Origin of the sequence: Cronobacter sakazakii (assembly GCF_000982825.1) — a bacterium.
Taxonomy (GTDB): Bacteria; Pseudomonadota; Gammaproteobacteria; order Enterobacterales; family Enterobacteriaceae; genus Cronobacter; species Cronobacter sakazakii.
Map to the genome: position 1 here is coordinate 268775 of NZ_CP011047.1, position 12219 is coordinate 280993.

Below are 12219 nucleotides of genomic sequence, written 5' to 3' on the forward strand. Positions count from 1 at the left end.
GTTTTTTTTACCGATTTTTTTTAGCCAGTGATTTACGTGTCTGTGAAAGGCTATTTACGATAATTGATAAGAGTTTGCAGCATTGCAATAACATCTCTAATCTGATCGCGTTGCGGGTTATGACGATACCAGTAGGCATAAATCTTAATTATTTCAAACTCTATGGCGTCAGGAAGATCGATTAATGCAATACGATACCGTCCCTGCGACTGAAAAAAACGCGCTATCTTTTCCGGTAATATCGCTATCATGGATGAGTTTTCAATAATACTTAATAACCCATTTATTGATTCTGTATTATACCCAACTGAAAAATGGCTATTAAAAAAAGAGAAGGATTCATTGTTTGTGATTTCTTTTTTTAGTCTTGGTGTTATCGCGTAAGGATAATAAATGGCATGCCGGGAGGTAAAAAGATTCGCGAGCGTTAACTGCTGTAGTTCACAAAGCGGATTCTGAACATGACAGACGGCGGTATAAGTACGGTATTGATCAAGAATGATCTGCTCAATATCGGGATCGCTGAAATAATGTGTGCTTATCAGCAGATCGCCCTTTCCGTTTCTTATGTCGCTGATTTTCTTTGAGGAATCTTTCCCTGAGACTGATGAGCAATGCAGCCGAAAACGCTCAAACATTTCCATATCAAACAGTTGCGAAATGTAGTACTGCTCGCTGATATCGTCACCCATAATTTTCATTTCACACCAGGGCGATATCCTGGCGTCATGATCAAAGGTGGCGTCAATCATATCCAGCACCTTAATATAGGCGCGGTGAATTTCGTGCGCACGCGGTGTTGGCATCAGACCTTCGCGAGTACGAATAAAAAGTTCTTCGTTATAGGTTTGCTGGAGACGTTGAATAGCAAGCGTAATGGCGGCAGGAGTGACCTGAAGTTGACGGGAAGCACGAGTGGCATTGCCCGCGGTGATCACCGCATCAAGGACTTTGATTAGATTATAATCAAATTCTTTGACACCATTCTTCTTCTTCATCTCACAGAGTGTCCTGGCGCCGGTAGGGGAAGGTACAAAATATAAGCTTCGACGGCTGCTGGCAAAATCAATTTATATCTTCTACAACGTCCTTATCTAAAATGGCGGCGCAAGCCACACTATTTGTTCCTGAGCCACCAGACTGGCGCAAGACAATGTTAATATCCGCTTCGCTGTTATTTATTATGATTAAGTAAAAACTGAGTATAAAAAAAGCCTGAAACGGCAAATACCGTTTCAGGCTCATCCATGATTCGTTAAAACCGAAAGGTTAACGGGTCAGGTCGTCAAAGAACTTTTTCACACCGTCGAAAAAGCTTTTAGAGCGTGGGCTGTTCTTTTCGCCAGTCGGGCCGCCAAAGCTTTCCTGCAGCTCCTGAAGCAGCGCTTTCTGACGATCGTTCAGGCCGACCGGGGTTTCCACCACGACACGACACAGTAAATCACCCTGCGCGCCGCCACGGACCGATTTCACGCCTTTACCACGCATGCGGAACAGCTTACCGGTCTGGGTTTCGCTCGGCACTTTCAGCATCACACGGCCATCCAGCGTCGGAACTTCAATCTCGCCGCCCAGCGCCGCCATCGCAAAGTTGATAGGCACTTCGCAGTAGAGATTGTTACCTTCACGCTCAAAGATCGGGTGCTGTTTCACCTGCACCTGAACGTACAGATCGCCTGCCGGTGCGCCCTGCTCACCCGCTTCGCCTTCACCAGCCAGACGAATGCGATCACCGGTATCCACGCCCGCCGGGATTTTCACCGACAGCGTTTTGGTTTTCTCGATACGCCCGTGACCGTGGCAGCTGTTGCACGGATCTTTAATCAGCGTACCGCGGCCCTGACAGTGCGGACAGGTCTGCTGTACCGCGAAAAAGCCCTGACGCATCTGTACCTGGCCTGCGCCATGACAGGTCGGACAGGTCTGCGGCTGGCTGCCTGGTTTGGCACCGCTGCCGTGGCAAACTTCACACTCTTCCAGCGTCGGGATACGAATTTCTTTCGTCACGCCACGAACCGCTTCTTCGAGCGTCAGCTCCATGTTATAGCGTAAATCCGCGCCGCGAGAAGCGCGACGGCCGCGTCCACCGCCAAAAATATCGCCGAAGACGTCGCCGAAAATATCGCTGAAGTCTGCGCCGTTACCAAAACCGCCGCCGAAACCGCCGCCGCCCATACCGCCTTGTTCAAAGGCCGCGTGGCCGTACTGATCGTAGGCGGCGCGTTTTTGCGCATCGGTGAGGATTTCGTAAGCTTCTTTAATTTCTTTGAATTTGGCTTCGGCCTCTTTATCACCCTGGTTACGGTCCGGGTGAAATTTCATGGCCAGGCGTTTATACGCCTTTTTTATTTCACGCTCGTCCGCCGTTTTCGGGACGCCTAAAATTTCGTAATAGTCTTTCTTCGCCATGTTTTATCTGCCCCTGACATGCGTGCACGGGCGTGGAGAAACTCCTACGCCCGTGCCAGTGTTATCTACCCTGCATCAGGGCGATTATTTTTTGTCTTTTACTTCTTCGAACTCAGCGTCAACGACGTCGTCATCTTTCGCATTGTTCGCAGAAGCGTCAGCGGAGCCCGCCTGCTGCTGCTGAGCGATTTCCATCAGCTTCTGGGAAACCTGCGCCAGCGCCTGCATTTTCGCTTCGATATCCGCTTTGTCTTCGCCTTTCAGGGACGCTTCCAGCGCGCTCAGAGCGGATTCGATAGCGGTTTTGTCATCAGCCGGCAGTTTGTCGCCTGCTTCTTCAACCTGCTTACGGGTGCTGTGTACCAGGTGATCCGCCTGGTTACGGGTCTGCACCAGCTCTTCGAACTTACGGTCAGCTTCAGCGTTCGCTTCCGCTTCACGCACCATTTTCTGGATTTCTTCTTCATTCAGACCAGAAGAAGCCTTAATGGTGATTTTCTGTTCTTTACCGCTGTTTTTGTCTTTCGCAGACACGTGCAGAATACCGTCGGCGTCGATGTCAAAGGTGACTTCGATCTGCGGCATACCGCGCGGCGCCGGGTTAATGCCATCCAGGTTGAACTGACCCAGAGACTTGTTATCCGCAGCGCGTTTACGCTCACCCTGCAGCACGTGAATGGTCACGGCAGACTGGTTGTCTTCTGCAGTAGAGAACACCTGGCTGTGCTTGGTCGGGATCGTGGTGTTTTTGGTGATGAGCGGGGTCATCACGCCACCCATAGTTTCGATACCCAGAGACAGCGGGGTAACGTCCAGCAGCAGTACGTCTTTCACGTCACCGGTCAGTACGCCGCCCTGAACCGCTGCACCAATAGCCACAGCTTCGTCCGGGTTAACGTCTTTACGCGGCTCTTTACCAAAGAACTCAGCCACTTTCTTCTGAACCATCGGCATACGGGTCTGACCACCGACCAGGATAACGTCGTTGATGTCAGAAACCGACAGGCCAGCGTCCTGCAGTGCAACTTTCAGCGGCTCGATAGAACGGTTCACCAGGTCTTCCACCAGGCTTTCCAGTTTCGCGCGAGTCACTTTGATGTTCATGTGTTTCGGACCGGTCGCGTCTGCGGTGATGTACGGCAGGTTCACGTCGGTCTGCTGCGCAGAAGAAAGCTCGATTTTCGCTTTTTCTGCGGCTTCTTTCAGGCGCTGCATCGCCAGCGGGTCGTTACGCAGGTCGATACCCTGATCTTTCTTGAATTCTTCTACCAGATAGTTGATCAGGCGGCTGTCGAAGTCTTCACCACCCAGGTGGGTATCACCGTTGGTCGCCAGAACTTCGAAGGTTTTTTCGCCGTCAACTTCATCGATTTCGATGATGGAGATATCGAACGTACCGCCACCCAGGTCATAGACCGCGATGGTGCGGTTGCCGGTTTCTTTATCAAGACCGTAAGCCAGTGCAGCGGCGGTCGGTTCGTTGATGATACGTTTTACTTCCAGACCCGCGATACGACCGGCGTCTTTGGTCGCCTGGCGCTGCGCGTCGTTGAAGTAAGCCGGAACGGTAATGACCGCTTCAGTCACCGGCTCGCCCAGGTAATCCTCGGCGGTTTTCTTCATTTTCTTCAGCACTTCCGCGGAGATCTGCGGCGGTGCCATTTTCTGGCCTTTCACATCCAGCCAGGCGTCGCCGTTATCAGCGGAAATGATTTTGTACGGCATGATAGACACGTCGCGCTGAACTTCTTCGTCCTGGAAGCGGCGGCCGATCAGGCGTTTGATCGCAAACAGGGTGTTCTGCGGGTTAGTCACTGCCTGACGTTTAGCCGGCTGACCTACCAGAGTTTCACCATCCTGAGTGTATGCAATGATTGAAGGCGTGGTGCGATCGCCTTCCGCATTTTCCAGCACGCGAGCCTGAGTGCCATCCATAATCGCTACACAAGAGTTGGTTGTACCCAGGTCAATACCAATAATTTTACCCATCTAAACGTCTCCACTAAAAAATCGTCATCATGTGGTATGAACCTGTTATGCGGGCTAACGGTGGGGATTCAACCGTCCACCGCCCTTTTTTTTCAGGCTCATCCTTTGCGGTTGACTACAAGATGGGGTCGGCTTGTCCGCCATCAAGGGGCAATACGCAAAATTTTTTTATTTTCTCCCCTCCGGGATCATAGACGGCGCGAAACGGCCTGATTATGATGCCGCGCCCCGCCACGGAAGATAACGTACGGGGCGTTACTTTTTGCAAATTTTCTTCTTCTTTTGAGGGTTTATGGGCAACATTAAGTTGGCTAATCCGGCCCCCCTGGGGTTAATGGGCTTTGGTATGACTACCATTCTGCTCAATCTGCACAACATCGGGATGTTCCCGCTGGACGGCATTATTCTGGCGATGGGGATTTTTTACGGCGGTATCGCGCAAATTTTTGCCGGTCTGCTGGAGTATAAAAAAGGCAATACCTTCGGCTTAACGGCGTTTACGTCCTATGGCTCATTCTGGCTGACGCTGGTCGCTATTCTGCTGCTGCCGAAAATGGGCCTGGCGGACGCGGCCAACGGGCATTTCCTCGGCGTTTACTTAGGCATCTGGGGCGTGTTCACGCTGTTTATGTTCTTTGGCACGCTGGGTGGCGCTCGCATGCTGCAGTTCGTCTTCCTGAGCCTGACGGTGCTGTTCGCGCTGTTGGCCGTCGGTCATCTGATGGATAACGAAAGCATCGTACATATCGCAGGCTGGATTGGTCTGGTGTGCGGCGCGAGCGCTATCTGGCTGGCGATGGGCGAAGTGCTGAACGAACAGTATGGCCGTACCGTACTGCCGATCGGCGAGAAACGCTGATTTACCCGACGTCGTGCCCGCGGGCACGACGTCGCTTCTTTATTATTCCCGCCTGAACTACGGTTGCGCCGCCACCGCGCTCCGGCTCTCAACCTGCCGCTTTCGGCCAAGCCACACGCCAAGCCCAAGCCCCATAACGGAAAGTGCCAGCACGTACCACGCGGGTGCCATCGGCGAGACGCCCATCAGCATCGTCACCGCGACAGGTGTTAGCCCACCGAAAATGGCGTACGCCACGTTGTAGGAGAATGAAATGCCGGTAAAGCGCACTTCGGCCGGGAACGCGCGCACCATCACGAACGGGACGGCACCCACCACGCCGACGCACAGCCCCACCAGCCCATAGAGGAGAAAGAGCTGTTCCGGGTGCGTACCGGAAAGGTGATAAAACGCCCAGCTGGCAGCCGCCAGCAGCACGCTGCCGACAATAAACGTCCGGCTTGCGCCGAAACGGTCTGCGGCAAGCCCGGCCAGCAGGCAACCGGCGCAGAGCATGACGGTCGCGATGCTGTTAGCCTGTAACGTCACCGCAGGCGCAAAGCCGTACTGTTTTTGCAGCCACACCGGCGACATCAGAATCACAACCACAATCCCCGCCGACAGCAGCCAGGTCAGCAGCATGGAAACGGCAACGGCCTGACGATGCTTCACCACCACGGCTTTCACCGGCAGCTCCTGCGCCAGCACCTTACGCTGCTGCATCTCAAGAAAAATCGGCGTCTCCTGGAGCCAGCGGCGCAGATACATCGCCACCAGGCCAAACGCGCCGCCAAGCAGGAAAGGAATACGCCAGCCGCCGTCATGAATAGCCTGCTGCGTCATGCTGGTGTTAATAATCGTGGCGACGACGGAGCCGAGCAGAATGCCCACCGTCAGGCCCGCCGTCAGCGTGCCACAGGCGATACCGATGCGTTTTTCCGGCACATGTTCCGCCACAAACACCCACGCGCCGGGCACCTCGCCGCCAATCGCCGCGCCCTGCAAAATGCGCATCAGCAGCAGCAACACCGGTGCGGCGATGCCCATCGCGGCGTAATCCGGCAACAGGCCTATCAGCAGCGTCGGCACCGCCATGAGCAAAATGCTCAGGGTAAACATCTTTTTGCGCCCGACCAGATCGCCGAAGTGCGCCATGATAATGCCGCCAAGCGGCCTTGCCAGATAACCCGCGGCGAAGATCCCAAACGTCTGCACCTGACGCAGCCACTCCGGAATATCCGGCGGGAAGAAAAGCTCCCCTACCACTGCCGCGAAAAAGACGAAGATAATGAAATCGTAGAATTCCAGCGCGCCGCCAAGGGCCGCCAGCGTCAGGGTTTTATAATCCTGACGATTAAGAGGGCGTGTTTGCTGTTCCATAACGAACCGTTTGTAAAGAGGTGGGCGTGAATTAGCTTACTGCAAAAGCGTAAACTAAAAGTGACTATATCGTTAAATCACGATCACGCCACGCCCAACGGTTCTTTATGCCAGGAACAGCAAATAATTAGTTTTTTACGTCGCGAATTGCGCTTTTGGGACGAAAAGCCGCTACCACGCTGGCGTTAGTCTCAACGTAAGGGCCATCCAGCAGCTGGATGCAGTACGGCACGCTGGCAAATATTCCTGCCACTTTCACTTTTCCCTGCTCATCTTTCAGCCCTTCAAGCGTCTCCTGAATGGATTTTGGCTGGCCGGGAAGATTAAGGATCAGCGCCTGCTTGCGAATGACGCCCACCTGGCGCGACAGAATCGCGGTCGGCACAAAGTTGAGGCTAATCTGGCGCATCTGTTCGCCAAAGCCCGGCATTTCACGGTCGGCGATAGCAAGCGTGGCGTCCGGCGTCACATCGCGACGCGCAGGGCCGGTGCCGCCAGTGGTCAGCACCAGGTGGCAGCCCATTTCATCCACCAGTTCGCAGAGCGTCTGTTCGATGAGCGGCTGCTCGTCAGGCACCAGACGCGTCTCCAGCACGAACGGGGTCGTCAGCGCCTGCGTAAGCCACGCTTCGAGCGCCGGGATGCCTTTATCCTGATACACACCGCTGGAAGCGCGGTCAGAAACTGAAACTAAGCCTATGCGTAACGTATCCATATCATTTCCGAAAATCAGTGCAGTTTTGCGAAATGATACACGCCAGCGCGGTTTGCAGACAGGGAGAGAGTGCAAGAAACGTGGCCGGCGGAACCGGCCACGGAGGGATTACAGCAGTTCTTCGACCATTTTTTCCAGTTTTTCCTGGTCAATGGCGAACTTGCGGATACCGTCCGCCAGTTTGTCCACAGCCATCGGATCCTGGTTGTGCTCCCAGAAGAACTGGGATTCGGTCAGACGTGCCGGACGCGCTTTCACCTCGCCGTTGAACGCGAGTTTGCGCTCAACCGCGCCTTCGCTTTCCGCCAGCTCTTTCAGGAGCGCAGGCGCGATGGTCAGACGGTCGCAACCCGCCAGCTCAAGGATTTCGCCAACGTTACGGAAGCTTGCGCCCATTACCACGGTTTCATAGCCGTGCTGTTTGTAGTACTGGTAGATTTCCGTCACAGACACCACGCCCGGATCTTCCTGCGGCGCGTATTCTTTCTTGTCGGTGTTCGCTTTGTACCAGTCGAGGATACGGCCCACAAACGGGGAGATCAGATACACGCCCGCTTCAGCACAGGCACGCGCCTGCGCGAAGGAGAACAACAGCGTCAGGTTACAGTTGATGCCTTCTTTTTCCAGCTGCTCTGCCGCGCGGATGCCCTGCCAGGTGGAAGCCAGTTTGATCAGGATGCGATCGTTGCTGATGCCGGCGTCGTTGTAGAGTTTAATCAGGCGCTTGGCTTTGGCGATGCTGCCTTCGGTGTCATAGGACAGACGCGCGTCCACTTCGGTAGAGATACGGCCAGGGATAAGCTTCAGGATTTCCAGACCGATATTCACTGCTAGTTTGTCGGTGGCGTCCACGACCTGCTGCGCGCGGTCGCTGCTCTGGCTTTTCGCCCAGGTCACCGCATCGTCAATCAGTTTACGGTATTCAGGGATCTGCGCGGCGTTAAGGATCAGAGAAGGGTTAGTCGTGGCATCCTGCGGCTGGTACAGCTTCATTGCCGCGATATCTCCAGTGTCAGCAACCACAGTGGTGAACTGACGAAGGGAGGTCAATTTATCCGTCATGATAGTGTTTCTCTTTTGAACTACGTGTCAGGGAATGTAACCGGTCTGCGGTGATGATATCACGAGACTTTTCGAGCGCAACCGGGGCAATCGCGTCGTTGCCATGTGATAAACTGCTTTTATTTCAGGCTCTGCGCTTTCATGGAAGGCATGTCGGCATCCCCGCCGCAGGCAATAAGGCAGAGTCACGCTGCGAGGAACAGGCATGTCGGATTTTCTGTTATTTATCAGCGAAATATTATGGGAATCAGCGATGCTGTACCTGCTCGCAGGCGCGGGTCTCTGGTTTTCCTGGCGCACACGGTTTATTCAGTTCCGCTATCTGCGCTTTTTCCCGCGCGCGTTAAGCCGCAGCCTGCGCCCTTCCGGCAGCGGGCTGACGGCGTTCGAAGCGCTCTGCACCAGCATCGCCGCGCGCGTCGGCAGCGGCAATATCGCGGGCGTTGCGCTCGCCATCATCAGCGGCGGGCCGGGTGCCGTGTTCTGGATGTGGGTCGCAGGCCTTATCGGCATGGCCACCTCTTTTGCTGAAAACGCGCTGGGCCAGCTCTATAAAGGGCGAGACAGAGACGGTTATTTTCGCGGCGGGCCCGCCTGGTATATGGAGCGTGGGCTCGGCATGCGCTGGCTGGGCGTGCTGTTTTCCCTCTTTTTAATCTTCACTTTCGGACTTCTCTTTAATGCCGCGCAGGCGGGCGCGCTCTCAAAAGCGCTTAGCAACACCTTCACCCTCTCCCTGCCCGTCAGCAGCGGAGTGCTCGCTTTGTGCCTGCTGCCGATGCTGGTGCTCAGCTTCAACCGCGTGGCGCGCCTGATGCGTTTCGCCGTGCCGCCAATTGCAGGCATCTGGATCATCACGGCGCTGGTAGTGATGGCGATGCATATCGCCGCGCTGCCCGAGATCCTCTGGCTAATCGTTCGCAGCGCTTTTGGCTGGCATGAAGCCGCCGCTGGCGCGGCCGGCTGGACGATAAGCCAGGCGCTGACCAGCGGTTTTCAGCGCGGTATGTTCTCCAACGAAGCAGGGATGGGCGCGTCGCCCAATGCGGCGGCGGCGGCCACCTCATGGCCGCCGCATCCTGCGGCGCAGGGCATCGTGCAGATGATCGGCGTGTTTGTCGACACGCTGGTTATCTGTTCGTCTACCGCGTTTATCGTGCTGCTGGCGTACCCGTCTGCGACAGCAACCGACGGACTGACGCTCGCGCGCGAATCGCTGGGCCTGCTCGCTGGCCCCTGGGCAAAAGATCTGGTGACAGGCGTGATTGTGCTCTTCGCGTTTATCTCCATCGTCGCCAATTACGCCTATGCCGAAAACAACCTGGTGTTTTTGCGCCGCTATACGCCGCCTTATCGCTGGCTGCTTCGCACGTCAGTCATCGCGATGGTGTTTGCCGGGCCGTTCCTGAATCTGCCGCTGCTGCGCCAGGTCGCCGAAGTGGCGATGGCGTTAATGGCCGTCATGAATCTCACCGCCATTCTGCTGCTCTCGCCGGTCGTGAAGTGCATTGCTGACGACTACCTGCGCCAGCGCAGGCTCGGCTTACGGCCCGTCTTTAACACCGATCGCTACCCGGAGATAGCGCGTCAGGTGGAACCGGAAGTCTGGCGCAGCGCGCCGCTGGATTAAGCGCTTTCAATCGCAGCCATTGGTTCACTTTGCGGCGTTCTTTGGTAGAGTTTCGGGAAAACCAAGAAAGGAAACGTCATGCTGATTCTTATTTCCCCCGCCAAGACGCTGGATTACCAGAGCCCGCTTGCCACAACGCGTTTCACGCAGCCTGAACTGCTCGATCATGCGCAGCAACTTATTGATGTGGCCCGCCGCTTAACCGACGAAGAGATTGCCAATCTCATGAGTATCAGCAGCAAGCTGGCGTCGCTGAACGCCACTCGTTTTAATGACTGGCAGCCGGATTTCACACCGGATAACGCCCGTCAGGCGATTCTGGCGTTTAAAGGCGATGTTTACACCGGCCTGCAGGCGGAAACTTTCAGCGACGCGGATTTCGATTTCGCCCAGCAGCACCTGCGGATGCTCTCCGGGCTTTACGGCGTGCTGCGCCCGCTCGATCTGATGCAGCCGTACCGTCTGGAGATGGGCACGCGGCTCGCCACCCCGAAAGGCAAAGATCTTTACAGCTTCTGGGGCGAGACGATTACCCAAAAACTCAATGAGGCGATCGCCGCTCAGGGCGATAACGTGGTGGTGAATCTGGCGTCAGATGAATATTTCAAAGCGGTGAAGCCTGCGAAACTGAACGCGAAAATCATCAAGCCGGTGTTCCTCGATGAGAAGAACGGCAAGTTTAAAGTCATCAGCTTCTATGCCAAAAAAGCGCGCGGCCTGATGAGCCGTTACATCATTGAACATCGCCTGACAAAACCGGAACAGCTGACGGCGTTCGACAGCGAAGGTTACTTCTTCGACGAAGCGTCATCAGCAGGCAACGAATTGGTCTTTAAGCGCCACGAGCAATAAAAAAACCGCCTGCGAAACAGGCGGCTTTTCCCTTTATTCAGCCTGCGCCGCTTACGGCGCTTTGCTCATCATCAGCTCACGCAGCGCGACGAAATCCGCCGGCAGCGAATGCGACAGCAGCGGCAGATCGACGCGCTCTGCAAGCTCAGGCGGAAGCTCCAGCGTTTCGCCAAGCACCGCTTCCACGCTCTCTTTGAATTTCGCCGGGTGCGCGGTGCCGAGGAACAGCCCGTACTCGCCAGGACGCAGCTGATCGCGCAGCGCGCGGTACGCCACCGCCGCGTGCGGCTCAGAGAGATATCCCAGCTCGCGCAGTTCGCGCATGGTTGCCTTTGTGGTGTCATCGTCGATGGTTGCCACACCCAGCTCGTTAAGACGCCAGATTTTACGGCGGAAGAGTTCTTCCACGCGCGGCCAGTTGTTTGGCTGTGACACATCCATCGCGTTCGAGAGCGTCGCCACCGTCGCATTCGGCAGCCACTCGCCGTGTTGCAGGAAACGCGGCACGGTGTCGTTGGCATTGGTGGCGGCGATAAAGCGCTTCACCGGCAGCCCGGCGGATTTTGCCAGCAGCCCGGCGGTGAGATCGCCAAAGTTGCCGCTCGGCACCGACACCACCAGCTGGTTGCGGGCTTCCTGCGGCAGCTGCGCGACAGCCTCAAAGTAGTAGCAGATCTGCGCCAGCAGACGGCTGATGTTAATGGAGTTGGCAGAGTTAAGGCCGAGTTTCGCCTTCAGCTCTTCGTCGTCAAACGCCTGTTTCACCAGTGCCTGGCAGGCGTCGAAATCGCCGTCGATGGCGACCGTTTCAATATTGCCGCCAAGCGTGCAGAACAGTTTTTCCTGCAGCGGGCTGATTTTGCCGCGCGGATAGAGGATAACCACCTGCACGTTTTTCAGGCCGTAAAACGCGTGGGCTACCGCCGCGCCCGTGTCGCCGGACGTCGCGGTCAGAATGGTTACCGGTTTATCGCCGCTGATTTGCGTCAGCATCTGCGCCATAAAACGGCCGCCGAAATCTTTGAACGCCAGCGTCGGGCCGTGGAACAGCTCCAGACAGCCGATATCTTCCGTTACCTGGCTTACCGGCGCCGGGAAGGTGAACGCCTTTTCCACGCGCTGACGCAGCGTGTCCGCCGGGATTTCATCGCCAATATAGGCGGAGAGGATTTTGCTGCTGCGGGAGACAAAATCCATCTCCAGCATTTCGTCGATCTCAGTCAGGCTGAATTCCGGCAAATCGTGCGGGAAAAACAGCCCCTGATTTTTGCCCAGTCCCTGCGTGACGGCCTGCGCAAAGCTGACCTGCTCGTTATGATCTTTCAGATTATAAAGTTTCATGCG

Annotated in this window: 11 protein-coding genes; 3 read left to right on the top strand and 8 right to left on the bottom strand. The window is 55.6% G+C overall.

Annotated features, from left to right (window positions below; genetic code table 11):
* Positions 1 to 50: 50 nt before the first annotated feature.
* The 4 genes from CSK29544_RS01250 to dnaK all read right to left on the bottom strand — a co-directional run bounded on the left by CSK29544_RS01250 (position 51) and on the right by dnaK (position 4398).
* The gene (locus tag CSK29544_RS01250) at positions 51 to 998 is read right to left on the bottom strand and encodes a LysR family transcriptional regulator (protein WP_029039395.1); all 948 of its coding nucleotides are present in this window, start codon (positions 996 to 998) and stop codon (positions 51 to 53) included.
* 67 nt (positions 999 to 1065) lie between these two features.
* Complete coding sequence (locus tag CSK29544_RS01255) at positions 1066 to 1245, bottom strand: hypothetical protein (protein WP_004386267.1); 180 nt, start codon at positions 1243 to 1245, stop codon at positions 1066 to 1068.
* A 24-nt stretch (positions 1246 to 1269) separates the two neighbouring features.
* Entirely contained in the window at positions 1270 to 2409 is a 1140-nt protein-coding gene (dnaJ, locus tag CSK29544_RS01260; protein WP_004386268.1) for a molecular chaperone DnaJ, read from the bottom strand.
* 84 nt (positions 2410 to 2493) lie between these two features.
* Positions 2494 to 4398 (bottom strand): molecular chaperone DnaK, encoded by a 1905-nt coding sequence (gene dnaK, locus CSK29544_RS01265; RefSeq protein ID WP_007889114.1) that lies wholly within the window; start codon positions 4396 to 4398, stop codon positions 2494 to 2496.
* A 292-nt stretch (positions 4399 to 4690) separates the two neighbouring features.
* Here dnaK and satP point away from each other — a divergent pair, with 292 nt between their 5' ends.
* Positions 4691 to 5257, top strand: a complete 567-nt coding sequence (gene satP / locus CSK29544_RS01270) for an acetate uptake transporter (protein WP_012125808.1) — start codon at positions 4691 to 4693, stop codon at positions 5255 to 5257.
* Positions 5258 to 5314: 57 nt separating this feature from the next.
* Here satP and CSK29544_RS01275 read toward each other — a convergent pair whose 3' ends face one another.
* The 3 genes from CSK29544_RS01275 to tal all read right to left on the bottom strand — a co-directional run bounded on the left by CSK29544_RS01275 (position 5315) and on the right by tal (position 8393).
* A complete protein-coding gene (locus CSK29544_RS01275) occupies positions 5315 to 6616 on the bottom strand; it encodes an MFS transporter (protein WP_007889142.1) in 1302 nt (433 codons plus the stop codon).
* Between the two features lie 127 nt (positions 6617 to 6743).
* The gene (mog, locus tag CSK29544_RS01280; RefSeq protein WP_012125810.1) at positions 6744 to 7331 is read right to left on the bottom strand and encodes a molybdopterin adenylyltransferase; all 588 of its coding nucleotides are present in this window, start codon (positions 7329 to 7331) and stop codon (positions 6744 to 6746) included.
* 108 nt (positions 7332 to 7439) lie between these two features.
* Entirely contained in the window at positions 7440 to 8393 is a 954-nt protein-coding gene (gene tal / locus CSK29544_RS01285) for a transaldolase (protein WP_004386273.1), read from the bottom strand.
* A gap of 205 nt (positions 8394 to 8598) precedes the next feature.
* Here tal and CSK29544_RS01290 point away from each other — a divergent pair, with 205 nt between their 5' ends.
* Together CSK29544_RS01290 and yaaA are read left to right on the top strand one after the other, a co-directional pair.
* Entirely contained in the window at positions 8599 to 10023 is a 1425-nt protein-coding gene (locus CSK29544_RS01290) for an alanine/glycine:cation symporter family protein (RefSeq protein ID WP_007889151.1), read from the top strand.
* A gap of 78 nt (positions 10024 to 10101) precedes the next feature.
* Complete coding sequence (yaaA, locus tag CSK29544_RS01295; protein WP_007889154.1) at positions 10102 to 10875, top strand: peroxide stress protein YaaA; 774 nt, start codon at positions 10102 to 10104, stop codon at positions 10873 to 10875.
* 51 nt (positions 10876 to 10926) lie between these two features.
* Here the strand turns inward: yaaA and thrC are convergent, their stop codons facing one another.
* Positions 10927 to 12216, bottom strand: a complete 1290-nt coding sequence (gene thrC / locus CSK29544_RS01300; protein ID WP_007889157.1) for a threonine synthase — start codon at positions 12214 to 12216, stop codon at positions 10927 to 10929.
* Between the last annotated feature and the right edge of the window lie 3 nt (positions 12217 to 12219).